Genomic DNA, 24,394 nt, shown 5'->3' with positions numbered 1-24,394 from the left:
GAATGATCGACACGCTCATCGCGGGTCTGGTGCACGGTAATGCGTACGCGCTCATCGCCGTCGGCATCACGCTGATCTTCGGCGTCAGCAATGTCATCAACTTCGCGCACGGCTCCATCTTCGCGTTCGGTTCCGTGCTGGGCTGGTGGCTGATCGCGCAGCACGGCTTCCCGTGGTGGCTGGCGCTGGTGGTGGTGATCGCGGTGACGGCGCTGGTCGGGGTGGCCATCGACGTGTTCGCGGTGCGGCCGTTGCGGCGCGCCCCGGCCATTGCCGCGCTGCTGGCCACGGTCGCCGTCGGATTGATCATCGAGAATGTGGTGGCGCTGGTGTTCGGCCCGGATACCCGGCCGTTCCCACAGGTGCTGTCCACCAATAACTTCCGGCTGGGCGGGGTGCGGTTCGGCACCTCGGATGTGGTCATGTTCGCGATCACGCTGGTGGTGATGGCCGGGCTGTGGGGGTTCCTGCGGTACAGCCGTTACGGGCTGGCGATTCGCGCGACCGCGCAGGATCCGGATGCCGCGGCGCAGATGGGTATCCGGGTCGGCCGCATTCAGTCGCTGGCCTTCGCCATCGCGTCCGGACTGGGCGGGCTGGCCGGTATCTTCGTGGGGCTCTACAACTCCAATATCTCGCCTACCAGCGGCAGCATCGTGGGCATGACCGGGTTCGTGGCGGCGACCATCGGCGGGCTGGGCTCGATTCCCGGTGCGGTGCTGGGCGGTTTCGTGCTCGGGCTGGTGGAGGCGTTCGGGATCTACTGGTTCGGCGACGGCTACCGGGACCTGATCACCTTCGGGCTGCTGGTGGTGTTCCTGGTGCTGCGGCCGGGCGGGCTGCTGGCGCGACCGCCGGCCATCGAATCCGAGCCCATGACCGGGACCTTCCTGGGTGCGGGGCGGGACCTGCCGATCCGCTGGTGGCATGCGCTGATCGCGCTGGTGCTGGCCGGTGTGGCGGTGCCGCTGATCTCGGACGACTACGGGATCTCGGTGGGTACGCAGATTCTGGCGTACGCGATCATCGCGGTCTCCATGACGCTGGTGGCCGGGTCGGCCGGGCAGCTGGCCATCGGGCAGGCGGGGCCGATCGCCATCGGCGCGTACACCTCGGCGGTATTGACGGTGGACCACCACTGGGCGTTTCTGCCCGCCATTGTCGCGGCGGGAGTCGTTGCGGCCGTGGTGTCTTCGGTACTGGCCGCACCCCTGTGGCGGTTGGGCGGGCACTATGTTGCCATTGCCACGCTGGGCATCGGCATCGTGACGGTGGCGCTGATCCGCAATTGGGAACCCGTGACGCACGGCAGCTACGGCATTTTCGGGATTCCCGCGCCGAGCCTGTTCGGCTTCGAATTCGATACGCACACCCGGGTTTTCCGGTTGGAACTCGTCGTGCTGGCCATTGTGCTGGCGGTGATCGTCGGCGTGCAGCGGTCGCGGCTGGGCATCGCCATCCGGGCCATCGGCGCGGACGAGGTGGCGGCGCGATCGGCGGGCGTGCCGGTGCGCGACTACAAGGCGCTGGCCTTCGCGCTGGCGGCGTTCTTCTCCGGGATCGGCGGTGCGCTGCTGGCACACCAGTACTCGTACATCGACCCGACCGTGTTCAATCTGCCGATGTCGCTGCTGGTGGTGACGATTCTGGTGCTGGGCGGCACCTCCTCGCCGTACGGGGCGGTGCTGGGCGCGGTGGTGCTGATCGGGGCGCCGGAGGTGCTGCGGCTGGCGCCGTCGTGGCGAATCGTGTTGTACGGCTTGGTGTTGCTGCTGGTCGTGCGGTTCCGGCCGCAGGGCATTCTGGTGAGGAGGGAACGTGTCCGGGTCGACGCGTGACGCGGTGCTGACGGTCAGCGGACTGCGGCGCTCCTTCGGCGGGGTGCGGGCGGTCGACGGTGTCGACCTGTCCATTGCCCCTGGGGAATTCGTATCGATCATCGGGCCGAACGGGTCCGGGAAATCGACCACCGTGAACCTCATATCCGGTGTGCTGAAGCCCGATGCCGGGGAAATCCTGGTGCGGGGCAAGCGATTGCGGCCGGGGCGGCCGGAGGCCGCGGCGGCGGCGGGACTCGCCCGGACCTTCCAGAACGGGCGGGTATTCGGCGGGATGACCGTTCGCGAGAACGTGGATGTGGGGCTGCAGACCACGCTGCACGCCGCGCGGCCGTTGCGGGGTCTCGCGGATATCCCGGTGCTGCGGTGGGTTTCGCTGCTGGCCGAGGTGGCGGTGGCGCTGGCGCCGACACCCGGAGTGCGGGCCGAACGCCGGGCCGCCGCGGCGCGGATCGACGCGCAGCTGGCGCGGTTCGAGGAGCGGCTCACGCCGCGCGCGGACCAGTCGGCCTACACGCTGTCCTATGCGAATCGGCGGCGCACCGAGATCGCCCGCGCACTGGCGTCGGAGCCGCAACTGCTGCTCCTCGATGAGCCCGCGGCGGGCATGAACCAGGCCGAGACCGCCGAAATCGGCCGGCAGCTGGCCGATCTGAAGGCGCAGGGGCAGACGATCCTGCTGGTCGAGCACAAGATGGAACTGATCCACCAGCTCTCCGATCGAGTGCTGGTTCTCGACGAGGGGCGGGTCATCGCCGAAGGCGCGCCGGACGCGGTGCTCGCCGATCCGCGCGTGATCGAGGCGTACCTGGGTCGCAGCCGGGCCGGTAAGGCGGTCATCGATGCCTGAGATCACCGGTTTCGACGAAACCGCCGAGCCGATACTCGAATTCGACCGCGTCGTGGTGCATTACGGCGCCTCGCGCGCGCTGCACGAAGTGTCCCTGAAGGTCCGGCCGGGGGAGATCGTTTCCCTGCTGGGCGGCAATGCCTCCGGTAAATCGACCACCATGAAGACGGCGCTGGGGTTGATCACACCCACCTCGGGCGCGGTGCGGATCGACGGCCGGGAGGTGACCCGCACCCCGCCCGCGGCGCGGATCGCGGCCGGACTGGCCTCGGTGCCGGAGGCCCGGCGGGTGTTCCCGGCCATGACGGTGGCGGAGAATCTCCTCGTGGGCGGCTATATCCGCAAGGAACGCCGGTCGGTGCTGACGGCACGCGCCGCGGAGCTGTTCGAACACTTCCCGCGGCTCGCCGAGCGGCGCGCACAGCCGGCCGGCACCCTGTCCGGCGGCGAACAGCAGATGCTGGCATTCGCTCGGGCGCTCATGAGCAAACCGCGCCTGATCTGCATGGACGAGCCCACCATGGGATTGTCACCGCTGTTCGTGGACCGGGTGCTGGCGGAGATCGCCCGGCTCAACCGGGAACTGGGGCTCGCCATCCTGATCGTGGAACAGCAGGCCGAGCTGGCGCTGAGCATCGCGCACACGGCGAATGTGCTGCGCGGCGGGGAGATCGTCCTGCACGGCACCGCCGCGGAACTGGCTGGTAATCCGGCCGTGCGCGACGCCTATTTGGGAAAGGCGGCGGTATGACCGGGCCGGATGCACGCACGTATGGGAAGGAGACGGTATGAGTCCCCAGCGGCTGGGGTTCTTCACCCGCTTGGTGCGCACCGATGCGTCGGAGGATGCGGCGACGGTGTACGGGCAGGCGCTCGAGCAGATCGCGCTGGCCGAGCGGCTCGGATATGAGACGGCGTGGGTGGCGCAGCACCATCTGGATGCACAGGAGGGCGGGCTGCCGTCGCCGTTCGTGTTTCTCGCGCACGCGGCGGCGCTGAATTCGCGGATTCGGTTGGGGACGGCGATCGTGACGCTGGCGCTGGAAGATCCGATCCGGGTCGCCGAGGACGCGGCCGTGTTGGATGTGCTCAGTGGCGGGCGGCTCGAATTGGGGTTCGGCGCAGGGGGTTCCAAGCATGCGTTCGAATTGTTCGGGCTCGCGGGGGCGGACCGGCAGCAGGTGTACGCGGACAAGCTGGCGCGGGTCACCGACGCGCTCGCCGGGCGGCCGCTGACCGGGGAGCGGGAGCTGAATCCGCCGGCCCGGCAATTGCGGAATCGGTTGTGGCAGGCCACTTTCTCACCCGGCGGTGCGCGGCGGGCCGGGCTAGCGGGGGACGGGCTGCTGTTGTCGAAGGCGCAGCCGCGCGATCCCGCCGCTCCGGACGCACCGCTGTGGGAGATCCAGCAGGCACTGGTGGACGCCTATCTGGATGCGCTGCCCAGCGGGGTGGAGCCGCGGATCGGTGCGTCGCGCGGAGTTTTCGTGGCCGACAGTCATGACGAGGCGGCAGCGCTGGCCGAACAGGGCGCCGTCCGTTTCCTGGAGCTGGTGCGCCGCAATGGCGGAATCGATACCGCCGAGACGGTGGCCGAGGTGCTGCGCGATTCCGTGGTCGGCACACCGGACGAGGTGGTGGAGCAATTGTCGGCGGATGTCGCGCTGCGGCACTCCACCGATTTCATCGTGCAGGTGCATCCGGTCGATCCGGGCCACGAGGCGACCCTGCGCTCCATCGAACTGATCGCCACCAAGGTTGCGCCGCGATTGGGCTGGGCAGGCCCGGCGGTGCGCGGGAAAGGGATTCACGCATGACCGATGTGATCGATGCCGTGCTCGGCGACCGCGCGGCGGCCGTCCGCGAACTGCGGCGGCAGCGGCCGCTCGTGGTCGAGCACACGCAAGGTGTGCACGATGCGTTGCTCGATGGTCCGGCGGCCGCGTCCGTCGGGCGGGAACGCCTGATCGCGGCGGCGGTCGCGGTCGCGGAGCTGGCGGGAGCGCCGGAACTGGCGGCACACTATGCGGCGCTGGGAACCGTTCCGTCGGAAGGCGATCCGAAGCTGGCGGCCATTCTGCGGCATGCCGCCCGGGTGACGAAGACCCCCGCCGCCGTCACGCGCGACGATATCGACGCACTCGGCGCGGCCGGGCTGACCGAGCGGGACATCGTGACCGTCGGGCAGCTCATCGGATTCGTGCACTACCAGGTCCGGCTGCTGGCCGGGCTGACCCTGATCGGAGCGGCGCATGAGTGAGACCACCGCGCGCGAGGTACGCAGCGTCGAGATCGACCGGCGGCCACGGGGATTCACGCAGGAGCAGCTGGATTGGGTGCCGTGGGTGGAACCGATCCAGCTGGCCGACGCCGACGAGACACAGCGCCCGCTGCTGGCAGGCGACCGCGGTATCGGCCCGTACTTTCGAGTATTGGCCCGCAATGCGGAAGTGCTCGCGCATCGCAGTGCCAATGACAAGGAGATCTTCTACGGCCGCGCGGGCCTGACCCGGGCGGAGCGGGAACTCGCCGCCACGGTGACCTCCCGCCACAATGGCTGTGAGTATTGCGCCTCGGTGCATTCACGTTTCACCACGGCCCTGTCCACACGCGGCGACGATGTGCAGCGGCTGCTCGACGAGGGCAACGGGGTCCGACTCGACGAAAGATGGGATGCCATCATCGATTTCGTGGATGCCCTCGCCGCCAATCCGCCGCGCGCGAACGAGACACATGTGCGGCGTTTGCGGGAACTCGGTTTCAGCGCCGCCGAATTGCACGATCTGGTGTTGTCGACGGCCTCGTTCTCCTGGGCCAACCGGCTCATGCTGACCCTCGGCGAGCCGGAGATCCCCTCCGCCGCCGAGTAATTCGTTCTCACTCCGATTCGATGGCGGGCGGCAGTCCGAAGGACGGGAACAGCTCCGACCGGTGGAACAGATCCATCCGGGCGATTCCGTTCTCGCTCAACGTCAGGACGTGCAGATTGTTCGCCCGCCAATCCGGGGTGTCGCGGCGCAGGTAGGAGCCGAGCGCATCGCGGCCATTGGCATTGGTCGGCAGCATGCGGAATTCGCCGCCGCGCGCGAAGATCGAGGCCAGGAAGGTCGCGATGGCATCGGGCCCGCGGAACCAGGCCGCGAACGGCGGCATCTGCAGCAGCGCGTCCTCGCGCAGCAGTTGCCGCAGCGCCTCGATATCGAGTGACTCGAACGCGGACACATAGCGTTTCAGCAGGTCCTGCTTATCGGCGTCGGAAGGTTCCGGCAGGCCGTCGGACGGGCCGGCCGCGGCGAGCTGGGCTCGGGCGCGTTGCAGTGCGCTGTTGACCCCCGCCGTAGAGGTGCCGAGCAGCGCGGCGACCTCGGCGGCGCGCAGGGCGAGCACATCCCGCAGGATGAGCACCGCTCGCTGCATCGGTGAAAGATGTTGCAGCGCGGCGATGAAGGCGAGCCGGACGCTCTCCCGCGCGGTGATGACCGCGGCCGGGTCGCCGCCCTCCAGCAAGCTGTCAGGGAAGGGTTCCAGCCAGGGCAGTTCCGGGCGGCTCGGCAGACCGTCGACGGCCGTGTACAGGTTCGGCTGCGACAGGTCGGCGGGCAGCGCCCGGCGTTCCGCGCTCTTCAACGCGGTCAGGCAGACATTGGTGGCGATCCGGTAGAGCCAGGTGCGGATCGAGGCCCGCTGCGGGTCATAGGAATCGGCGGCCCGCCAGGCGCGCAGCAGCGTCTCCTGCACCAGGTCCTCGGCATCGTGCAGGGAGCCGGTCATGCGGTAGCAGTAGGCCAGCAGTTCGGCACGATGGGTTTCGGCGACGGTGACGACGTCGGCCGCGACGGTCATCCCACCTTGGTAGCACGCCGTTCCGGAACCGTCGAGCCGTCCTGCTCCGACCTGCCGGCGAACGCGGCGAGGACGCGGACGCGCTGCGCGGGCCCGGAGCGACCGCGATTCCGTTTCCAGGGCAGGCCCGGTAGCAGGGACGCTCTGTTCCGGACTGCTTGCGGAACTGTTCCGGGCGTTGCGATGGGCGGGATCCGGGAGCGCGATGAGTTTCCGGGTGGGGGCGAGTACGTATCTGCGACAGCTTTCGCTCGACCGGAAGGTTCGGCTCGCAATGAATACCGAACAGCGCTGGACACTGGCGCTGACCTCCGTGGCATCACTGATGGTCGGTCTCGACGCACTGGTGGTCACCACGGCGCTCAATACGATTCGCCTGCATCTCGGCGCGTCCATGGCGGATCTGGAATGGACCGTCAACGCTTACACGCTCACCTTCGCCATGCTGATGCTGACCGCCGCGGCCATCGGCGACCGGATCGGCCGCCGCACCCTGCTGCTGGCCGGGCTGGGGCTGTTCACCGCGGCCTCGGCCGGCTGTGCGCTGGCGCCGGATATCGCGGTGCTCATTGCCGCGCGAGCCGTCCAGGGGGTGGGCTCGGCCATGGTCATGCCCGCCGCATTGTCGCTGATCGGCGGCGTGTTCGGGCCCGAACAGCGGGGCCGCGCCATGGGCGTCTTCGCCGGCGTGACCGGGCTGGCCATCCTCGGCGGGCCCGTGCTCGGCGGGGTGGTGGTGCAGGGCATGGCCTGGGAGTGGATCTTCTGGCTGAACGTGCCCATCGGCGCGGTGCTGATTCCGCTGGCGTATCGGCGGATCGCCGAAAGCCGCGGTCCGGCACGGCCGCTGGACCCGATCGGGCTGGTGCTGTCCGGGCTCGGCGTACTGGGGCTGGTCTGGGGCCTGGTGCGCGGCAATGGTTCCGGCTGGGGGTCGGCCGAGGTGGTCGGCGCGCTGGCGGGCGGCGCGGTGCTGCTGGCCGTGTTCGTGGAGTGGGAGCTGCGGGCGCCGGCGCCGATGCTGCCCATGCGGCTGTTCGTCGATCGGGGCTTCGGGGCGGCGAATCTGGCCGGGTTCGCCATGACGGCCGGGATATTCGGCGCGGCGTTCTTCTTCGCGCAGTATCTGCAGGCCGGGCTGCACGAGAGTCCGCTGGCCGCGGGCGTGCGCATGCTGCCCTGGACCGCAACGCTTTTCGTGATCGCGCCGCTGGCGGGGGCCCGGATGAACCGGATCGGGGAGCGGCGGCTGGTGGTCGCCGGGCTGGCCGGTGAGGCGATCGGGTTCGCCTGGATCGCAGCGGTTTCCGGGTCCGGCTATGCCGTCATGGTGGCGCCCATGATGGTGGCGGGGATCGGTATCTCGGCGGCCATGCCCGCGGTGCAGAACGCGGTGCTGAATTCCGTGGAGCCGCGGTCGATCGGGACCGCGTCCGGGGTGTACAGCACCATGCGCCAGCTCGGCGGGGCGTTCGGAATCGCGGTGGCGTCAGCGGTTTTCCTGGCGCACGGCGGCTATTCGTCCGCGGCGGCGGTCGCGACCGGGTTCCGGGCGGCCATGCTGGTCACGGCGGCGCTCGCGGCGCTGGGTGGTGTTGCCGGGCTGGCTGTTACGCGGCGCCGGGCGGCGGTTTCCCGGCAATCGGAGCGGGTGCCGAGCGCGATGGCGGAGTAGTGCGCCCGGCCGGTATGGCGGCCGTTCCCAGGAAGCGGTGAATGGCCTGGTCGGGGGCTGTCTAACGCGCTATCGAAATTTCTCTAGAATTTTCCTGGAAAATCGCCCACACGGACCGGTCGGCTGGGTAACGTCCGGGTGGCAAACGGCCAGTGAAGATGCCGGCCAACTCTCGGATCGGAGTATCGCCATGACCAATCTCCTCTCGGATGTGCTCGTGCAGACAATTCTGAAGCTCATCGCGACGGGCTCCTCGAGCATTTCGGCGAAGTAGCTACGCGAGTGCCACCTTTCGGCTATTGCACGGAAGCCGAGAGGGGAGGTCGAAGGGCCCGATCCGAGACGAGGGGATCGGGCCCTTCGCATGTCCATCGGTTCCGGTGGGTCTGCGGGTGGTCCCGCCGGGTATGCCGGCGGTGTGCCGCGCATCCCGGAAGCGGGTTCAATTAATTCTAAAAATATCCTTGAAAACTATTCCGTCCAGTTCGTCCGCTCTGTATCGTGTTGAACGGCAAACGATCAGTGACTTTCGGGTCAATGCGACATCGGTCCGCGAATCTTCCCCCGGATTCACGTTCCGAACCCGGGGCGGTTCCCCTGCCTACTACCGCCGTCCCGGGTGCGTTGCGTTGGCCCGAGTCACTGAGCCAACTTTCGGCTATCGCGCGGTATGTCGAAGGTGCAAACGAAGGGCCCGATCCATGACGAGGGGATCGGGCCCTTCGGTATTGTCTGGCGCAATGTCACAGGAAACGAACGCGGGAAGAATGTACGCCGGGCAGCCCGTAGAAGACCGGCAACGGCAGCGTCGTGCGCGTTTTCTGGAGTCCGGGCTGACGGTGTTCGCACGAGACGGCTACGCCAACAGCTCTGTCGGGGCGATCTGCAAGGACGCCGGGCTCTCCTCGCGACAGTTCTACGAGGAGTTCACCGGACGCGAATCGCTACTGCTGGAGCTGTACGAGACGATCGATCGCGAATCACGGGAAGCCGTGGCGGCCACCATCGCCGAGCACTCCGACGCCAGCGCCATCGATATCATCGACGCCGCCGTACGCGCCTACATCGAGTCGATCGGACGGGATCCCCGCAAGGCGAGAGTCGCACTCGTCGAAGTCGTCGGCGCGGGCCCCAAGGTGGAGAAGTTCCGCCTGGAGTTGCGCCGCGCCTGGGGCGCCCTACTCGCCAGTGCCGCAGAGGATGCCGCCATGCACGGCGAAATCCCGCCCGGCGACTACGAGATGCGCGTGCTCGCCATCATCGGCGCGGTCAACTACGTGGTGGACGCCTGGAGCGGCTCCGAACCGCGCCAGCCGCTCGACGACGTCATCCGCGTCCTGCGCAGAGTCATCATGGGCGCCGTCAGCGCCTGACGAAGCGGCACAACCAGCGCCTGAAAACCCCCTTCCTGTCGGCCAACTCGCGCCCGGGTGCGGATCGCACCCGGGCGCGCGCTATGAAAGGGGTTCCGGACAGGTAGCGTTCGGCAAATGGAGACTGTGCCCATTCAGATGCCCGACGGGACGACGGTGCCGGTGCGGTTGATTCCGGCGAAAGGCGCACATCGGCATTCCATCACCGCCGACACGCCGAGGCCGGTAATTGTTATCGTCCCGGGACTCGGGGTGCCGGGCGAGTACTACTCCCTGTTCGGGAATCCCTTGGCGGCACGCGGCTTCGATGTCGCACTGCTCGAATTACGAGGCAACGGAGACAGTAAGCCCAAACCGAGCTCCCTCAGCACCTACGGATACCAGGAATTGGTGTCCGTCGACTTCCCCGCCATGTTCGAAGTGGTGCGGGAACGGTTTCCGGACAGCACGCCATATCTGCTCGGGCACAGCATGGGCGGGCAATTGGGCGTCATGTACGCGGCCCGGATCCGCGGGCGGCTGGGCGGACTGATACTCATCGCCTCGGGAACGCCGTATCACCGCGGATATCGCGGACTCGCCGCGCCCGGCTTCCTGCTCGGCAGCGCGGCAATCTCGTTGACCGCCAACCTCGCCGGATTCTGGCCGGGCGACACCATTACCGCCGGCGGATTCGGACGGCAGTCCAAAATGCTCATCACCGACTGGGCGCGGCTGGCGCGCAGCGGGAAATTCGAGCCCGCCGGGGCGGATATCGATTACGAGGAGCGGATCTCGCGGCTGAAGCTGCCGGTGCTGTCGATCACCATGCGGGGAGATGAACTCGCGCCGCAGAGTTCGGCGCGGCAGCTGCTCGCCAAGCTGCCCAACGCCGACATCACCAGCTGGCACAATCCGGCGCCGCTCGGGCACAACGGGTGGATCAGCGAGCCCGAATCCACCCTCGACTACGTCGAAAAGTGGCTGCGGGACCGCTGACTCGCAGAGTCCGTCGATTCCGGCTCGCAGAGTCCGTCGACCCCGGCTCGCAAAGTCCGTCGATACCGGCTCAGAGCGTTCGTGACCGGGGCGCGGTCATCTTCTCCGGGCTGAGTAGATCGTCCAGTTCCGCACGGGTCAGCGAACCACGCTGCAGCACAAGGTCGTACACGCTGCCGCCGGTGTGCAGCGCCTCCTTCGCGATGGCCGCCGCCTCCTCGTAGCCGAGCTTGGGCACCAGCGCGGTGACCAGGCCGATGCTGTTGTTGACCAGGTCCCGGCAGTGCTCGCGATTGGCGGTGATGCCGGTGACGCAGCGGCTGGTCAGCGTGACCGCCGCATTGCGCAGCATCATCAGGCCCTGCAGCAGGTCGTAGGCCATGATCGGCTCGGCCATATTGAGTTCCAGCTGACTGGCCTCGGCGGCCATGGTCACCGTCATGTCGTAGCCGATGAGCTGGAAGCAGACCTGGCTCACCACCTCCGGGATCACCGGATTCACCTTGCCGGGCATGATCGACGAACCCGGTTGCATGGCAGGCAGATTGATCTCGCCCAGTCCGGCGCGCGGACCGGAGGACAGCAGGCGCAGATCATTGCAGATCTTCGACAACTGGACGGCCGCCCGCTTCATGGTCGCCGAAATGGCCACGAACGCACCGGAATCCTGGGTCGCCTCCACCAGATTCTCGGCCTCGTAGAACGACAGCCCGGTCACCTCGCCGAGCTTGCGGGTGACCAGCTCCGCATAGCCGGGCGGACTGGTGATGCCGGTGCCGATGGCGGTGCCGCCCATATTGATCGCCAGCAGATCCGCGGCCGCGCCACGCAGATGCCGGACCGCCTCGGCGACCATGACCGCGTACGCGCCGAACTCCTGACCCAGGGTCATCGGCACCGCATCCTGCAACTGGGTGCGGCCCATCTTGATGACATCGGCGAATTCGGCCGCCTTGTCCCGCAGGGCCGTACGCAGCTCGTCCAGGGCATCGGCGGCATCCTGCAGGGACAGGTGCACACCGAGTTTCACCGAGGTGGGATAGACGTCATTGGTGGACTGCGAGCAGTTCACATCGTCATTGGGGTGCAGGAACTGGTATTCGCCCTTGCGGTGGCCCATCAGTTCCAGGCCGCGGTTGGCGATCACCTCGTTCGCGTTCATATTGGTCGAGGTGCCCGCACCGCCCTGCACCATGTCCACCACGAAATCCGAGCGCAGGGCGCCGGCCAGGATCTCGTCGCAGGCCGCCGTGATCGCATCGGCCTTCGCCTGCGTGATCGAGCCGATCTCCGCATTGGCCAGCGCCGCCGCCTTTTTCACATAGGCCAGCGCGCACACCAGATGATCGAACGTGTGCAACTCGATGCCGGAGATCCGGAAGTTCTCCACCGCCCGCAGCGTCTGCACGCCGTAATAGACGACATCGGGCAGCTCCCGCTCACCCAGCGAATCATGTTCGCGCCGAATGCCGCCCATCACCCGCTGCGCCGCCACCTGCTGGGCCAGCTGCCCGGAGACGAAGCGCAGCCGCTGACTGATCAGATCGGCGACCCGGGCCACGATGCGGTAGTACCGATCCGGCTGCTGCTTCGCCATCTCGTCCAAGGCGGCGAGCGGCACCGTCAGCACCACCGCGCCCTGCGGAGTGCGCGCGGTATAGGTGTGCGGACCCGCATCCAGCATGGAGATCTCCGAGAGCAAGCCGCCCGGGCCGATCCGGCCCAGCCTCGTCTGCTGCCCGGCCAGACCGGCCACCAGTTCGACCTCACCGGACACCACGATGCCGACCCACTGATGCGGCGTCGACTCGTGGAACAGTGTCGCGCCGGCGGGATATTCGCGGCGCTCGGCATCGGCCATCAGGACCCGCAGGTCCTCCGGATCGATACCGGTCGCGGTCGAGGCGGTCGCGAGCAGGCTCTCGAAAGGCGCGGTCACGACCGCAAACCTACATGAGCATGTCGGTGAAGAACTCGTAGATCAGGGCCGCCTGGAACGCCGACTGCTTGTTGTCCGCGGCGCCGCCGTGCCCGCCCTCGATGTTCTCGTAGTACCAGTAGCGGTGACCCTCGGAGTCCAGCAGCGCGGCCATCTTCCGGGCATGCCCCGGATGCACCCGGTCGTCCTTGGTGGACGTGGTGAGCAGCAGCGGCGGGTACTTCACGTCCGTGCGGGTGTTCTGATACGGCGAATACTTCGAGAGGAACTCCCACTCCTCCGGCTTCTCCGGATCGCCGTACTCGGCCACCCACGACGCGCCCGCCAGCAGCAGGTGATAGCGCTTCATATCCAGTAGCGGCACCTGACACACGATGGCCCCGAACAACTCCGGATAGCGGGTCAGCATGACGCCCATGAGCAGACCGCCATTGCTGCCGCCGACCGCGCCCAGCCGATCATGGGTGGTGATGCCGCGCGCCACCAGATCCTTCGCGATCGAGGAGAAATCCTCGTACACCTTGTGCCGGTTGGCCTTCAGCACCGAGGTGTGCCACTGCGGGCCGTACTCGCCGCCGCCGCGCAGATTCGTCATCACCCAGGTGCCGCCGCGCTCCAGCCAGCCCATACCGAACGCGCCGCTGTAGGCGGGCGTGCGCGAGACCTCGAAACCGCCGTAGCCGGACATGATGGTGGGGCCCGGCTTGCCCACCTGATCGCGGTGCCGGATGACGAAATACGGGATCATGGTGCCGTCATCGGACTCGGCGAAGAACTGCTCGGTCACCACGCCGGCCGCGTCGAAGAACTCCGGCTCGGTCTTCAGTACCTCGGTGGGGCCGCCCACCGAACCGGTCATGAGCGTGGCCGGACGGGTGAAACCGCTTGTGGAGAGCATGAATTCGTCGCCGCCCTCCAGTGGGTCCAGGTTCATGACACTGGTGGTCGCCATGGGCGGGGCATCGGCGAGCGGTTCGCGGGTCCAGCCGTCGGGGCCGGGCGTCAGTACGTACAGCTTGGTCTGCACATCCTCGAGGGTCACCAGCAGCAGGTGGTTCTCGGTCCAGCCGCGGCCGTGCAGCGCGGTGTGCTCGTCGGGAGTGAACAGGAGATCGAAATCCCTCGACCCGGCCATGAATTCACCGAAATCGGCGCCGATCAGCGCGCCCGCCGGATAGGTGGTGCCGTTCACCTCCCACGGCGACTTGAGGCGCACCGTCATCCAGTCCTTGTAGATCGACACCGACGCGTCGGTCGGGGTCTCGATGCGGCGCAGGGCGCCGTCGTCCGCGAGCAGGTACTCCTCCGAATTGAAGAAATCGGTGGAGCGGCCCACGAAATGCCGTTCATAGCCGGGAGTGTGGTCGTAGGCGGCCGATACCGCCACATCGCCGGTCTCGCCCTCGAACACCGTCTCCGCCTCGGTCAGCGGGGTGCCGCGGCGCCAGCGCTTGGTGATGCGCGGATAGCCGGAATCGGTGAGCGAACCCGGGCCGAAATCCGTTCCCACGTACAAGGTGTCGATATCGATCCAGTGCATATCGGATTTGGCTTCCGGCAGGAAGAAGCCACCGTCCTCCGGGGCGACGAACGTCTTCGACTCGATATCGAATTCGCGCACCACCTTCGCGTCCGAACCACCGCGCGACAGGCTCAGCAGCGCCCGCGACTGCTCCGGGCGCAGCACGCTCGCACCGCCCCACACCCAGTTCTCGTCCTCGCTGGCGGCCAGCTCGTCCAGATCGATCAAGATTTCCCAGGCCGGGTCGTCCTTGGCGTACTCGGCGAAGGAGGTACGCCGCCACAGGCCCTTCGGGTGGGCGCCGTCGCGCCAGAAGTTGTACAGCCAGCTGCCGCGCCGGCCGGGGTAGGCGATGCGGGTGTCGGTGTCCAGCATGGCGAGAATGCGCGATTCCAGGTCGCGGAAGCGATCGGAGGCGGCGAACCGCCCTATCGCCACCTCATTGTGTTCCCGCGCCCAGTCCAGGGCCGCATCGCTGGTGACTTCTTCGAGCCACAGGTAGGGATCCGTCACGCTCTCTCCGACACCGGTCATGTCCCCATTCTTACCGGGCCGGGGAAATGGTGTCAGCGGTCCCGGTCGGTAGGATTGCTGCTTCGATGCCCAGCCGCACCAGGAGGTCCGGGGAGTGCCGCACCAGCCCGAGGGGAATACCCGGCCGCGACTATGGGAACAGCACTGCTGCCTGCCGCTGCTGCCGACCGCGGACCTCGGTGAACTGGGCCGATATCCGCTCGGTTCCTATTTGTCGGTGAATGTGGGATTCACGCCGCAATCCACCCGCGACGTGCTCGAGCTGATGGACGTGTTCCGGCGGGATGCCTTGGCGGACGGGCGATTCCGGCTGGTGAAGAGCATCGCCGACGCCTGGCCCGAACCCGGGACGGAAGCCGCGGACGAGGAACTCATCGCACTGGCCTTCGACCTGGAGGACTCGGACCCGCTCGAAGGGGATCTCGACAATGTCGAGGTCTTCCACGACCTCGGGCTGCGCTCACTGCTGCCCACCTACAACCGCGCCAATGCCGCCGGCTGCGGCTGCCTCGACACCGAGGACACCGGGCTGACCGGGTACGGACGCGACCTGATCCGCAAACTCAACGAGACCGGCGTATTCGCCGACGGGTCACACTGTTCCGCGCGGACCGGGCTCGACATCGCCGAGATCACCACCGTGCCCATGATCTACAGCCACTCGAATTTCCGTGCGCTGTGGGAACATCCGCGCAATATCACCGACGACCAAGCCCGGGCCTGCGCCGCCACCGGCGGCGTGATCGGGCTCAATGGTGTCGGAATATTCCTGGGCCACAACGGGATCGACGAGAATCCGCAGCGCGTCGAGGCCATTGCCGACCACATCGTCTACGGCGCGGAACTCGTCGGCATCGAGCACATCGGCATCGGCTCCGACTACTCCTTCGACGCCGACGACTTCAACGACATGCTGGCCGCCAACCCCGGGAACTACTCCGAGGAATACACCCGCTACGGTCAACTGCAGTGGACACCGCCGGAGGACCTGCTCGGTCTGGATGCGGTACTCGCCCGCCGCGGCTTTTCGGAAACGGAGCGCGAGGCCGTCTTCGGTGGCAACTTCGCGCGGGTGGCCCGGCAGGTGTGGAGAGACTGAGTCCGCCGATCGAGAGGGAACGAAAATGCCCGAGCTCGACCCGACCGTCCAGCAGTTCATCGACGCCGTCAACACCGGCGACCGCACCACCTTCTACCAACTGCTCACCGACGACGCCACCATGTCCGACGACGGCAACGACCGCGATCTGCAGGAGTGGGTGCAGAGCGAGATCTTCGGCAGCAACGGCCGCATGCAGGTCGAATCCGTGAGCGGCCCGACCGCATTGGTGGCCGACTACGCCAACGACCGCTGGGGCTCCATGCGCACCGCCTGGCGTTTCACCGTGGGTGACGGCAAGATCACTCGCTTCGAAACCGGCCAGGCGTGAGCTGATCCGCTCATGGGTCTAATCTCGAAGCCGTGACTTCCCACTACGATGTCGTCGTTCTCGGCGCTGGTCCCGGCGGTTACGTCGCCGCGATTCGCGCCGCTCAACTCGGCCTGCGAACAGCGATCGTCGAGCAGAAATACTGGGGTGGCGTATGCCTGAACGTGGGCTGCATCCCCTCCAAGGCACTGCTGCGTAACGCGGAACTGGCCCATATCTTCACCAAGGAAGCCAAGACCTTCGGTATCTCGGGGCAGGCGACCTTCGACTTCGGCGCGGCATTCGACCGCAGCCGCAAGGTCGCGGACGGCCGCGTCAAGGGCGTCCACTTCCTGATGAAGAAGAACAAGATCGACGAATTCGACGGCAAGGGCACGTTCACGGACGCGAACACGCTGTCCGTCGAGCTGTCCAAGGGGGGCACCGAAACCCTCACGTTCGACAATGTGATCATCGCGACCGGCACCGTCACCAAGCTGCTGCCGGGCACCTCGCTCTCCGCCAACGTGGTCACCTACGAGGAGCAGATCCTCACCCGTGACCTGCCGGGCTCGATTCTCATCGTGGGTGCGGGCGCCATCGGCATGGAGTTCGGCTACGTCCTCAAGAACTACGGCGTGGACGTGCGGATCGTCGAATTCCTCGACCGCGCACTGCCGAACGAGGACGCCGACGTCTCCAAGGAGATCACCAAGGCGTACAAGAAGCTCGGCATCACCATCACCACCGGTGCGGCCGTCCAGTCCATCGACGATGACGGTTCCAAGGTCACCGTGGCCATCAAGGACAACAAGTCCGGGGCCGTCGAGACCGTCACCGTCGACAAGGTGCTGCAGGCCGTCGGTTTCGCGCCGCGGGTGGAGGGCTACGGCCTGGAGAACACCGGCGTGCAGCTGACCGACCGCGGCGCCATCGCCATCGACGACTACATGCGCACCAACGTGCCGCACATCTACTCCATCGGCGACGTCACCGCCAAGCTGCAGCTCGCGCACGTCGCGGAGGCGCAGGGCGTGGTGGCGGCGGAGACCATCGCCGGCGCGGAGACCCTCGCGCTGGGCGACTACCGCATGATGCCGCGGGCCACCTTCTGCCAGCCGCAGGTCGCCTCCTTCGGTCTCACCGAGGAGCAGGCGCGCGCCGAGGGCTACGACGTGAAGGTCGCGACCTTCCCGTTCACCGCCAACGGCAAGGCGCACGGCCTCGGCGACCCGACCGGCTTCGTGAAGCTGATCTCCGACAACAAGTACGGGGAACTCATCGGCGGCCACCTCATCGGCCCCGACGTCTCCGAGCTGCTGCCGGAACTGACCCTCGCCCAGAAGTGGGACCTCACGGTCAACGAACTGGCCCGCAACGTGCACACCCACCCGACCCTGTCGGAGGCGCTGCAGGAGGCCATCCACGGCCTCGCGGGGCACATGATCAACTTCTGATCCGCGAACGAAAAAGGGCCCGGTGTCAGCGAAAAACGCTGACACCGGGCCCTTTTCGTATCTTCACCGTGCGAGCACGGCGCCGGACCTCCCCCGACGTTGCGGTCCGGTCCTCACGAGGCAGTAGGGAGCTGCTCGCGAAGTCTCTGGAGCGCCCGGTGCTGCAGCAGGCGGACCTGCTCCGGGCTGGCGCCGATCTCGTCGGCGGTGCGTTCGACGCTCCAGCCCAGCCCGACTCGCAGGTACAGCACGGCCTGCTGGGCGGGACTGGCGAAAACCTTCATGACGCTCCTTCTGGATCTGTTTCCAGCCTAGGAGCGGGGGTGTTCAGGTTCGGATAGCCGATTGCTAAGAAACGGATAGAGATCGCGCGAGGGTGACCTCGAGGCGGGCGCCGCCCAGCGGGCTGTCGGTGAAACGGACGCCGCCGTGATGGATCCGGGCCTGCTGGGCCACCAGCGCGAGGCCCAGTCCGCTGCCGGGGGCCTCGGTAGCGCCGCGGGTGAAGCGGGTGAAGACGCGCTCGCGGTCGGCAGGCGGTATGCCGGTGCCGTTGTCGTCCACGGTGAGGACGACGCGATCGCCCGCGATCGGCCGGGCATCGATTTCGATGCGGGTGGCCGCGCCGTGCCGGACCGAGTTGGTGACCGCGTTCTCCAGGATGAGCCGGATACCGGCCTCCAGGCCGCGCAGATGGATCGGCGCGGTGACCAGCGAGGTGACGGTGACGCCCGGATGGGTGCGGCGGGCATCGTGGCCGACCTGATCGATGAGCTCGTCGAGATCGATCTCCGCCCAATCGGATTCGGTGCTCAGCGAGCCCTGCGCGAGCCGCTCCAGCGCGAACAGGGTGGATTCCACGGCGCGCTGGGCATTGAGCACCTCGCCGATGATCTCGGCGCGCTCCGCCTCGGGAAGTCGCATGGATTGCAGCACTTCCAGATCCATGCGCATGGAGGTCAGCGGGGTGCGCAGTTCGTGGGCGGAGGTGGCGGCGAAGTCGCGGGCGGCGGCCAGGGCGTCGGCGGTGTGCCGGCGTTCCTCCGCGATGTGGTCCAGCATCTCGTTCATGGCGGTGGCCAGTTCATTGGTCTCGGTGGTGGCGTGCTGCGGTGAAACATCCAGGTGCAGTACGGATCCCACATCGCGGGTGGCGTCGGTCAGCTCGCGCAGCGGCAGCACCGCGCGGCGGGCGACGAACCAGCCCAGCCAGCCGGCCAGCAGGGTGGACACCACGGCGACCGCCAGCACGCGCTGGGTGCGCTGCGTGATCATCTGCTCCACCGTGGATTTGGGGATGGAGGTGGTGACGGTGACCTCCTTGCCCGCGGCCGGCAGTTCCCACACGTAGCCGGAGCCGTCCTCCAGCAGCACCGTGCGCTGCGGTCCGGGCGGCGTCAGCCGATCCTTCCCGTCGGACGAGGACACGTGCAGCGACCGCACCACGGTGTCGAGCTGGCGGGCGGTATCGGTGTGCACCACGGCCAGGAACACCGTCGAGATCACCCCGACCACCAGGATGGTGACCGACGCGCACGCGACCGCGACCCGGGTGCGCAGCGAGATGGGCCGGTTCACGGTTCGGTCCGCAGCACGTAGCCCACGCCGCGCACGGTGTGCAGTACCCGCGGGCAGCCGGTCGCCTCGATCTTGGCGCGCAGGTAGGAGACGAACACGTCGACCACCTTGGTCTGGGTCTCGAAGGTGTATCCCCACACGTCATTGAGCAATTCGGCCCGCGAGAACACCTGCCCGGGCGCCGAGGCGAGCGCCGCCAGCAGATCGAATTCGCGTTTGGTGAGGTCGAGCAGCACCCCGTTGGCATACGCGCGGCGCGACCCCGTGTGCACGGTGAGCTCCCCGACCGTGGTCTCCGCGGGATCGGCGGCCACCGTGGCTCCCGCTCTGCGCAGCAGCGCGTGCAAGCGCGCAACCAGCTCGCCGAGGGCGAAGGGTTTGGTGAGGTAGTCGTCCGCACCCGCGGTGAGCGCCCCGATCCGGTCATTGACCTCGGACCGCGCGCTGAGCACGCAGATCGGCACGTCATTGCCCAGCGACCGCAGCGCGGTCACCACCTGGACGCCGTCCAGCCCGGGCATATTGAGGTCCAGCACCACGGCCGCGGGCGGATTCACGGCAATGCGCTGCAATGCGGAGGCGCCGTCCGTCGCGGTATCGACGGTGAATCCCGACAGTCGCAGTCCGCGGGCCACCGAGGTGAGGACCCGCGCGTCGTCGTCGACGACGAGCACGACACTGTTCGCCATAGGGTCCTCATTTCGCCGGCCGGGTCGTTCGGGACGCCGGTACGCGTCGGACAACCGTAGGAGTGCGAGTACTCGGGGACGGCTAGGAAATGGTTAGGAAACGGATAGAGCCGCCCATTGTGAGGATTGCCACCAGCAGCCTATAACGGCCGGTCAGTCGCGGTGGTAGGCGTCCTGGGCGGCTTTGATCGTGTCGATGTTCGATTCGAGGATGTCGATCAGGCCCAGGAGTTGGTCGGCGATCCGCGCGCCCAGGTCGGTGAGGGTGTATTCGACGTGGGGCGGGATGGATTGCTGGACTTCGCGATCGATCATGCCGTCGCGTTCCAGGGTCTGCAGGGTCTGGGAGAGCATGCGTTCGCTGATGCCGTCGACGTGGCGGCGCAGGGCGCTGAAGCGGTGCGGACCTTCGCGCAGGGCGGCGAGGGCGAGCACGCCCCAGCGGCTGGCGACGTCCTGGAGCACCGGGCGGGAGGGGCAGTCGCGGGCGAAGACGTCGGCTTCCAGGGTGGAGTCGGTCGCGCAGACCTGGTCGGAATGCCGGGTGTTCATGGCTTCGAGATTACCTAACCTTCCGGGTAGCGGTTCCGGAATAGAGTGTGCTTACTATTAGTTAGTACACGCAGAACCTGCAGTTAATTCCCGATTCTCGGAGGTAGTCATGACCGTCGCAGTCACCGGAGCCAGTGGTCAGCTGGGTCGTCTCGTCGTCGAGGCGCTGCTGCGCGAGGGCGTCACGCCCGTCGCCGTCGTCCGCGATCCCGCCAAAGTGGCCGATCTGGCCGACCGCGGCGTCGAGGTACGCCAGGCGACCTTCGACGACCCGGAGTCCCTGGACCGGGCCTTCGCCGGCGTCGACCGCGTGCTGCTGATCTCCGGCAATGAATTCGGCAAGCGGGTCGAGCAGCACACCAATGTGATTCGCGCGGCCGAGCGGGCCGGCGTGGAGTTGCTCGCCTACACCAGCATTCCGCAGGCCGGGAACAACCCGCAGATCCTCGCGCAGGAGCACATCGGTACCGAGGCCGTGCTGGCCGACTCCACGGTGCCCTACGTGCTACTGCGCAACGGCTGGTACTGGGAGAACTACACCCGCGGCCTGGCGCACGCCGTCGACACCGGGGTGCTGTACGGCGCGGCCGGGCAGGGCCGGGTATCCGGTGCGGCCCGCGCCGATTACGCGGACGCGGCCGCGCACGTGCTGACCACCGACGGGCACGCGGGACAGGTCTACGAGCTCGGCGGCGATGAGGGCCTGACCTATGTCGAACTGGCGCAGGCGATTTCGGACGCCGCCGGTAAGCCGGTGCGTTACGAGGATCTGCCGCAGGCCGATTACGCCGCCGCGCTCGAAAAGGGCGGTCTGCCCGCCGGTTTCGCGCAGGCGCTCGCCGACGCCGACAGCGGCATCAGCATCGGCATTCTCGAGGTGAACAGCGGCCACCTGCACAAGCTGCTGGGCCGCCCGGCCGTGCCGGCCGTCGAGGTATTCCGCGCCGCGCTCTCCTGAGCCCTCGCTACGACGTTCCCGGGCCCGTCAGTACCAGTTGTGGGCCTGCCAGAAATCCCAGGCCGCGTTGGGGCTGCCGTATCGCTGGTTCATGTAGCGGTAGGCCCAGCGCAACTGGGTGAGCGGATTGAACATCCAGTCCGGGCCCTCGCTGAACATCTTGATCGCGGGCAGTGCCTGCGCCAGGCCGTAGGCGCCGGAGGTCGGGTTGATGGCGAAGATCTGCCACCCGCTCTCGTGCGTGATGATCTGGTCGAACGCCGCGAACTGGTCGAGCGGCACGATCACGTGGGCCAGGGTCTGCAGGGCGGGTTTCTGGAACGCCTGGGCCGCGCCGAAGAGTCTGCCCAGTTCGCCGAGGCTCGTCGGCAGGGTGTAGGAGGCGATCTCGCTTGCCGTGCCGGCGCGGGCCTCGGCGTGTGCGGTGGGGCCGGTTGCCAGCGTCGCCGTGGTGAGCGCGCCGAGCAGGAGTCCGAGGGTCAGGGTTCGGAGTGGCCGGTTCGATGTCAACGCCTGGTCCTTCCGTGTGGGTGAAGCACGAAAACAGACCGATCTGTCGCTATGCGAAAAAAGTGAGTATGCCCGCCTCGAACCCGGGTCGGGCATAGCGACACGCTATGAGTTCTTGATTGGCCATTCAGTATTTGCGCTGATCAGACCTGGTTGTCGGCGCGTCCCAAGAGGAGCTTTCGCTCACTGTCGTTGGCCGTCAGCTCGGCCGCCCGCAGGAATTCGGCGCGCGCCTCGGCGCCGCGGCCCAGCGCGGACAGGAAGTCACCGCGCACGGCGTGCAGCAGGTGATAGCCGTCCAGGGCCGCGGCGATCGGATCGGCCAGCTCCAGCCCGGCGGCGGGTCCGTGCACCATCGACACCGCCACCGCGCGGTTCAGTTCCACGATCGGTGACGGAAACCCCGCTGCGAGCAGGGCATACAGGCCGGCGATGCGCCGCCAGTCGGTGTCCTCCGGGCTCGGGGCCATGGCGTGCACGGCGGCGATGGCCGCCTGCAGGTCGTACTTCCCGGGCGCGCGGTGCCGGGTCTGGTTGAGCGTGTGCGCCCGCGCCAGCGCGGCGAAACCACGGCGGATGAGCAGGCCGTTCCAGCGGGACCGGTCCTGATCCGCGAGCAGCACCAGGCCCGCGCCGGAATCGGTACGGGCCACCGTGCGCGACGCCTGCAACTCCAGCAGGGCCGCCAGGCCGTGCGCCTCCGGCTCCGCGGGCAGCAGCCCGGTGAGGATGCGCGCCAAGCGCAGTGCGTCCTCACATAATTCGACGCGCACCCAGCGGCCGCCGGAGGTCGCGGCGTACCCCTCGTTGAAGATCAGGTAGATCACCTCGAGTACCGAATCCAGCCGGGCCGCCAGTTCTTCCCCCGCGGGCACCTCGTAGGGCACCCGTTTGTCTGCGATGGTGCGCTTGGCCCGCACGATACGTTGCGCCACAGTCGATTCCGGCACCAGATAGGCGCGGGCGATCTCGGTGGTGGTGAGGCCGCCGACCATGCGCAGGGTGAGTGCCGCCCGCGCGGGCGGGGTGAGCACCGGATGGCAGGCGGTGAAGATCATGCGCAGCAGGTCGTCGTCGATCGCGGGAGCCGCGGTCGCGAGGGATGCGGGATCGGTTGCGACCGAGGATTTCTCGTCGATCAGCAGTTGATGGCCGAGCAGTGTCAGCTTGCGCGCGAAGGTGGCGTCCCGCCGGAAACGGTCCACCGCACGGTGTTTCGCGGTGAGCATGAGCCACGCCCCCGGATTGGGCGGGATACCGTCCCGCGGCCACTGCTCGAGGGCCGCGACCAGGGCGTCCTGGGCCAGCTCCTCGGCGGTGGAGATATCGCCGGCCACCCGGGTGAGACCGGCGACCAGCCGCGGCCACTCGACGCGCCAGGCCGCCTCGACGGCCTCGCGCGCCTGCTGTGCGGGCGACCGCGGCGGGGTCATGCGGTCAGGCCGGGTGATCGATCGCCCGCAGTTCGACCTCGATATCCCATTCCGGGCCGTGGACGCGCAGGAATCGGCGGGACCATTCCAGCGCCTCCTCCTTCGAGCGGGTCTGCAATATGCAGTAGCCGCCGATGATCTCCTTCGACTCGGTGAAGGGTCCGTCGGTCAGGGTCTGCGTGCCGCCCGTCTGCCGGATGCGGGTCGACTCGGGCGAGAGTCCGGCGGTGTCCAGGAGGACGCCGGCCTTGGTCATATCCTCGATGAGCGCGGTCATGTCGGCGATCAGTCGCTCGTCCGGGCCGTCGTCGGGAACCTGGCCGGGGTCGAGGCGGAGCAGCATCAGATGTCGCATGGTTCGATCCTCCCTTCAGGCAACCTGGTAGCGGACGTAGACGGCGCCCGAGTCGAAGATCTTCGACTCCAGCAGGTTCAGGTCCAGCGCGGTCTTGTCCTGGAACAAAGGTATGCCGGCGCCGATCGTAATCGGATGGATGAAGACGCGGAACTCGTCCACCAGCCCCTGCTCGGTGAACCAGTGCGTCAGGCTCGGGCTGCCGTAGATGGCCAGTGTCCCGCCGTCTTCCGCCTTCAGGGCCTCGACCTGCGCGACCGCATTGCCGGCGATGATCCGGGTGTTGGCCCAGCCGGGCGTGTCCAGGGTGGTCGAGAAGACGAGCTTGTCGACGTCGGTGACCCAGGCGGCGTGCTCGCGTTCGTGGTCCGACGCCTCCGGGTTGTCCGGGACCGTCGACCAGTAGTCGCGCATGCCGACGAAGGTCTTGCGGCCGTAGACGGCGGTGCCGATATCGGCGCGAATGTGGTTGTCGTGGAAGTTGGAGAGCTCGTCGTTGTAGGCGCGGAAGGTGAATTCCAGTCCCATTCCGGTGGCCGCGGCCGCGTAGCCGTCGAGGGTCATTTGCGCGAACGCCGCTACTTTTCTCATCGGAGGTGCCTTTCCGTTCGTGGTGCGGGGCCGCCTTCCGGCCCCTCGACTACTCCTCGAACGGGATGCTCCGGAATCGACACCGGCCGCGAAACTTTTTTCACGGCCGGTGCCGAAGGTGGGTCAGAGCCACTGCACCAGCTGGATCACCAGGCCGTTCGGGGCGAGCGTCGGGAAGTAGCGCTCGCCCCACGGCTCGGTCTCGATGGGTGTCACGATCGCGGCGCTCACCTACGTGCTGGACGGGCCGGCGGCGCTTGTCGAAAGTTATGACGACCGAACCGATTTCGGGACGGATGTCTCATTCTGC

24 protein-coding genes and 2 pseudogenes are annotated in these 24,394 nt (G+C 67.6%); 13 read left to right on the top strand and 13 right to left on the bottom strand.

The genetic code is table 11. The annotated features are described in order from the left end of the window. Positions 1-2: 2 nt before the first annotated feature. Genes ACIP5Y_RS17840 through ACIP5Y_RS17815 form a run of 6 tightly spaced genes read left to right on the top strand, consistent with a single transcriptional unit; the run spans position 3 to position 5,558 of the window. On the top strand, positions 3-1,838 hold the full coding sequence (locus tag ACIP5Y_RS17840; protein ID WP_400351201.1) for an ABC transporter permease: 1,836 nt from the start codon (positions 3-5) through the stop codon (positions 1,836-1,838). Next, positions 1,819-2,688, top strand: a complete 870-nt coding sequence (locus ACIP5Y_RS17835; protein WP_400351200.1) for an ABC transporter ATP-binding protein — start codon at positions 1,819-1,821, stop codon at positions 2,686-2,688. The genes ACIP5Y_RS17840 and ACIP5Y_RS17835 overlap by 20 nt, the downstream gene beginning before the upstream one ends. Further along, positions 2,681-3,439, top strand: coding sequence for an ABC transporter ATP-binding protein (locus ACIP5Y_RS17830; protein ID WP_400351199.1), 759 nt, complete (start codon positions 2,681-2,683; stop codon positions 3,437-3,439). Before ACIP5Y_RS17835 ends, ACIP5Y_RS17830 begins: the two co-directional genes overlap by 8 nt. Positions 3,440-3,476: 37 nt before the next feature. Further along, positions 3,477-4,505 carry a putative FMN-dependent luciferase-like monooxygenase gene (locus ACIP5Y_RS17825; protein WP_400351198.1) on the top strand — a complete coding sequence of 343 codons (1,029 nt, stop codon included), beginning with the start codon at positions 3,477-3,479 and terminating at the stop codon, positions 4,503-4,505. Then, complete coding sequence (locus tag ACIP5Y_RS17820; RefSeq protein WP_400351197.1) at positions 4,502-4,948, top strand: hypothetical protein; 447 nt, start codon at positions 4,502-4,504, stop codon at positions 4,946-4,948. Before ACIP5Y_RS17825 ends, ACIP5Y_RS17820 begins: the two co-directional genes overlap by 4 nt. Beyond that, positions 4,941-5,558 carry a peroxidase-related enzyme gene (locus ACIP5Y_RS17815; RefSeq protein ID WP_400351196.1) on the top strand — a complete coding sequence of 206 codons (618 nt, stop codon included), beginning with the start codon at positions 4,941-4,943 and terminating at the stop codon, positions 5,556-5,558. The genes ACIP5Y_RS17820 and ACIP5Y_RS17815 overlap by 8 nt, the downstream gene beginning before the upstream one ends. Positions 5,559-5,565: 7 nt before the next feature. Here the strand turns inward: ACIP5Y_RS17815 and ACIP5Y_RS17810 are convergent, their stop codons facing one another. Then, the gene (locus ACIP5Y_RS17810; protein ID WP_400351195.1) at positions 5,566-6,531 is read right to left on the bottom strand and encodes a sigma-70 family RNA polymerase sigma factor; all 966 of its coding nucleotides are present in this window, start codon (positions 6,529-6,531) and stop codon (positions 5,566-5,568) included. Positions 6,532-6,805: 274 nt separating this feature from the next. Between ACIP5Y_RS17810 and ACIP5Y_RS17805 the strand changes: the two genes are divergently transcribed. The 3 genes from ACIP5Y_RS17805 to ACIP5Y_RS17795 all read left to right on the top strand — a co-directional run bounded on the left by ACIP5Y_RS17805 (position 6,806) and on the right by ACIP5Y_RS17795 (position 10,557). Further along, a complete protein-coding gene (locus ACIP5Y_RS17805) occupies positions 6,806-8,206 on the top strand; it encodes a DHA2 family efflux MFS transporter permease subunit (protein ID WP_400351194.1) in 1,401 nt (466 codons plus the stop codon). Between the two features lie 740 nt (positions 8,207-8,946). Further along, on the top strand, positions 8,947-9,579 hold the full coding sequence (locus ACIP5Y_RS17800) for a TetR/AcrR family transcriptional regulator (RefSeq protein ID WP_397014318.1): 633 nt from the start codon (positions 8,947-8,949) through the stop codon (positions 9,577-9,579). Positions 9,580-9,696: 117 nt separating this feature from the next. After that, a complete protein-coding gene (locus ACIP5Y_RS17795) occupies positions 9,697-10,557 on the top strand; it encodes an alpha/beta fold hydrolase (RefSeq protein WP_400351193.1) in 861 nt (286 codons plus the stop codon). Positions 10,558-10,627: 70 nt separating this feature from the next. On the opposite strand, the gene aspA is transcribed toward ACIP5Y_RS17795, so the two are convergent. The 3 genes and pseudogenes from aspA to ACIP5Y_RS17780 all read right to left on the bottom strand — a co-directional run bounded on the left by aspA (position 10,628) and on the right by ACIP5Y_RS17780 (position 14,552). Next, on the bottom strand, positions 10,628-12,034 hold the full coding sequence (gene aspA / locus ACIP5Y_RS17790; protein WP_400351313.1) for an aspartate ammonia-lyase: 1,407 nt from the start codon (positions 12,032-12,034) through the stop codon (positions 10,628-10,630). A gap of 120 nt (positions 12,035-12,154) precedes the next feature. After that, a pseudogene (locus ACIP5Y_RS17785) lies at positions 12,155-12,418 on the bottom strand (cyclic nucleotide-binding domain-containing protein); the annotation flags it as partial. 88 nt (positions 12,419-12,506) lie between these two features. Beyond that, complete coding sequence (locus ACIP5Y_RS17780) at positions 12,507-14,552, bottom strand: prolyl oligopeptidase family protein (RefSeq protein WP_400351192.1); 2,046 nt, start codon at positions 14,550-14,552, stop codon at positions 12,507-12,509. Between the two features lie 94 nt (positions 14,553-14,646). On the opposite strand from ACIP5Y_RS17780, the gene ACIP5Y_RS17775 reads away from it, so the two are divergent. From ACIP5Y_RS17775 to lpdA, 3 genes are read left to right on the top strand one after another with little or no spacing between them, the layout of a single operon-like run. Next, on the top strand, positions 14,647-15,651 hold the full coding sequence (locus ACIP5Y_RS17775; protein ID WP_400351191.1) for a dipeptidase: 1,005 nt from the start codon (positions 14,647-14,649) through the stop codon (positions 15,649-15,651). Between the two features lie 25 nt (positions 15,652-15,676). After that, positions 15,677-15,982 carry a nuclear transport factor 2 family protein gene (locus ACIP5Y_RS17770; RefSeq protein ID WP_400351190.1) on the top strand — a complete coding sequence of 102 codons (306 nt, stop codon included), beginning with the start codon at positions 15,677-15,679 and terminating at the stop codon, positions 15,980-15,982. Between the two features lie 32 nt (positions 15,983-16,014). Beyond that, the gene (lpdA, locus tag ACIP5Y_RS17765) at positions 16,015-17,418 is read left to right on the top strand and encodes a dihydrolipoyl dehydrogenase (protein WP_400351189.1); all 1,404 of its coding nucleotides are present in this window, start codon (positions 16,015-16,017) and stop codon (positions 17,416-17,418) included. Positions 17,419-17,531: 113 nt separating this feature from the next. On the opposite strand, the gene ACIP5Y_RS17760 is transcribed toward lpdA, so the two are convergent. The 4 genes from ACIP5Y_RS17760 to ACIP5Y_RS17745 form a co-directional block, all read right to left on the bottom strand. Then, positions 17,532-17,702, bottom strand: coding sequence for a sigma factor-like helix-turn-helix DNA-binding protein (locus ACIP5Y_RS17760; RefSeq protein WP_400351188.1), 171 nt, complete (start codon positions 17,700-17,702; stop codon positions 17,532-17,534). Between the two features lie 64 nt (positions 17,703-17,766). Then, positions 17,767-18,996 carry an ATP-binding protein gene (locus ACIP5Y_RS17755; RefSeq protein ID WP_400351187.1) on the bottom strand — a complete coding sequence of 410 codons (1,230 nt, stop codon included), beginning with the start codon at positions 18,994-18,996 and terminating at the stop codon, positions 17,767-17,769. Beyond that, positions 18,993-19,685, bottom strand: coding sequence for a response regulator transcription factor (locus tag ACIP5Y_RS17750; protein WP_400351186.1), 693 nt, complete (start codon positions 19,683-19,685; stop codon positions 18,993-18,995). The genes ACIP5Y_RS17755 and ACIP5Y_RS17750 overlap by 4 nt, the downstream gene beginning before the upstream one ends. 153 nt (positions 19,686-19,838) lie before the next feature. Next, positions 19,839-20,237: a winged helix-turn-helix transcriptional regulator gene (locus ACIP5Y_RS17745; RefSeq protein WP_400351185.1), complete on the bottom strand. Its 399-nt coding sequence runs from the start codon at positions 20,235-20,237 to the stop codon at positions 19,839-19,841. Between the two features lie 109 nt (positions 20,238-20,346). Between ACIP5Y_RS17745 and ACIP5Y_RS17740 the strand changes: the two genes are divergently transcribed. Beyond that, positions 20,347-21,195 carry an SDR family oxidoreductase gene (locus tag ACIP5Y_RS17740; RefSeq protein ID WP_400351184.1) on the top strand — a complete coding sequence of 283 codons (849 nt, stop codon included), beginning with the start codon at positions 20,347-20,349 and terminating at the stop codon, positions 21,193-21,195. A gap of 27 nt (positions 21,196-21,222) precedes the next feature. Here ACIP5Y_RS17740 and ACIP5Y_RS17735 read toward each other — a convergent pair whose 3' ends face one another. From ACIP5Y_RS17735 to ACIP5Y_RS17715, 5 genes and pseudogenes are all read right to left on the bottom strand, one after another. Next, positions 21,223-21,705 carry a transglycosylase SLT domain-containing protein gene (locus ACIP5Y_RS17735; RefSeq protein ID WP_400351183.1) on the bottom strand — a complete coding sequence of 161 codons (483 nt, stop codon included), beginning with the start codon at positions 21,703-21,705 and terminating at the stop codon, positions 21,223-21,225. Between the two features lie 143 nt (positions 21,706-21,848). Continuing rightward, positions 21,849-23,138, bottom strand: a complete 1,290-nt coding sequence (locus ACIP5Y_RS17730; protein WP_400351182.1) for an RNA polymerase sigma factor — start codon at positions 23,136-23,138, stop codon at positions 21,849-21,851. 4 nt (positions 23,139-23,142) lie between these two features. Further along, entirely contained in the window at positions 23,143-23,493 is a 351-nt protein-coding gene (locus ACIP5Y_RS17725) for a YciI family protein (RefSeq protein ID WP_400351181.1), read from the bottom strand. 15 nt (positions 23,494-23,508) lie between these two features. Further along, entirely contained in the window at positions 23,509-24,084 is a 576-nt protein-coding gene (locus ACIP5Y_RS17720; RefSeq protein WP_400351180.1) for a dihydrofolate reductase family protein, read from the bottom strand. Between the two features lie 123 nt (positions 24,085-24,207). Next, a pseudogene (locus ACIP5Y_RS17715) lies at positions 24,208-24,303 on the bottom strand (glyoxalase); the annotation flags it as partial. Between the last annotated feature and the right edge of the window lie 91 nt (positions 24,304-24,394).

Origin of the sequence: Nocardia sp. NPDC088792, assembly GCF_044750615.1 — a bacterium.
Lineage (GTDB): Bacteria > Actinomycetota > Actinomycetes > Mycobacteriales > Mycobacteriaceae > Nocardia.
The sequence above is the reverse complement of the archived record's forward strand: the minus strand, read 5'-3'. Positions and strand labels throughout refer to the sequence as shown.

What these genes read in the sequence shown, in the direction of transcription:
- ACIP5Y_RS17840 (WP_400351201.1), top strand. Translation starts at nt 3, where the DNA reads ATGATCGACACGCTCATCGCGGGTCTGGTGCACGGTAATGCGTACGCG.
- ACIP5Y_RS17830 (WP_400351199.1), top strand. Translation starts at nt 2,681, where the DNA reads ATGCCTGAGATCACCGGTTTCGACGAAACCGCCGAGCCGATACTCGAA.
- ACIP5Y_RS17825 (WP_400351198.1), top strand. Translation starts at nt 3,477, where the DNA reads ATGAGTCCCCAGCGGCTGGGGTTCTTCACCCGCTTGGTGCGCACCGAT.
- ACIP5Y_RS17820 (WP_400351197.1), top strand. Translation starts at nt 4,502, where the DNA reads ATGACCGATGTGATCGATGCCGTGCTCGGCGACCGCGCGGCGGCCGTC.
- ACIP5Y_RS17815 (WP_400351196.1), top strand. Translation starts at nt 4,941, where the DNA reads ATGAGTGAGACCACCGCGCGCGAGGTACGCAGCGTCGAGATCGACCGG.
- ACIP5Y_RS17810 (WP_400351195.1), bottom strand. Translation starts at nt 6,531, where the DNA reads ATGACCGTCGCGGCCGACGTCGTCACCGTCGCCGAAACCCATCGTGCC.
- ACIP5Y_RS17805 (WP_400351194.1), top strand. Translation starts at nt 6,806, where the DNA reads ATGAATACCGAACAGCGCTGGACACTGGCGCTGACCTCCGTGGCATCA.
- ACIP5Y_RS17800 (WP_397014318.1), top strand. Translation starts at nt 8,947, where the DNA reads ATGTCACAGGAAACGAACGCGGGAAGAATGTACGCCGGGCAGCCCGTA.
- ACIP5Y_RS17795 (WP_400351193.1), top strand. Translation starts at nt 9,697, where the DNA reads ATGGAGACTGTGCCCATTCAGATGCCCGACGGGACGACGGTGCCGGTG.
- aspA (WP_400351313.1), bottom strand. Translation starts at nt 12,034, where the DNA reads ATGGGCGGCATTCGGCGCGAACATGATTCGCTGGGTGAGCGGGAGCTG.
- ACIP5Y_RS17780 (WP_400351192.1), bottom strand. Translation starts at nt 14,552, where the DNA reads ATGACCGGTGTCGGAGAGAGCGTGACGGATCCCTACCTGTGGCTCGAA.
- ACIP5Y_RS17770 (WP_400351190.1), top strand. Translation starts at nt 15,677, where the DNA reads ATGCCCGAGCTCGACCCGACCGTCCAGCAGTTCATCGACGCCGTCAAC.
- ACIP5Y_RS17760 (WP_400351188.1), bottom strand. Translation starts at nt 17,702, where the DNA reads ATGAAGGTTTTCGCCAGTCCCGCCCAGCAGGCCGTGCTGTACCTGCGA.
- ACIP5Y_RS17750 (WP_400351186.1), bottom strand. Translation starts at nt 19,685, where the DNA reads ATGGCGAACAGTGTCGTGCTCGTCGTCGACGACGACGCGCGGGTCCTC.
- ACIP5Y_RS17745 (WP_400351185.1), bottom strand. Translation starts at nt 20,237, where the DNA reads ATGAACACCCGGCATTCCGACCAGGTCTGCGCGACCGACTCCACCCTG.
- ACIP5Y_RS17740 (WP_400351184.1), top strand. Translation starts at nt 20,347, where the DNA reads ATGACCGTCGCAGTCACCGGAGCCAGTGGTCAGCTGGGTCGTCTCGTC.
- ACIP5Y_RS17730 (WP_400351182.1), bottom strand. Translation starts at nt 23,138, where the DNA reads ATGACCCCGCCGCGGTCGCCCGCACAGCAGGCGCGCGAGGCCGTCGAG.
- ACIP5Y_RS17725 (WP_400351181.1), bottom strand. Translation starts at nt 23,493, where the DNA reads ATGCGACATCTGATGCTGCTCCGCCTCGACCCCGGCCAGGTTCCCGAC.
- ACIP5Y_RS17720 (WP_400351180.1), bottom strand. Translation starts at nt 24,084, where the DNA reads ATGAGAAAAGTAGCGGCGTTCGCGCAAATGACCCTCGACGGCTACGCG.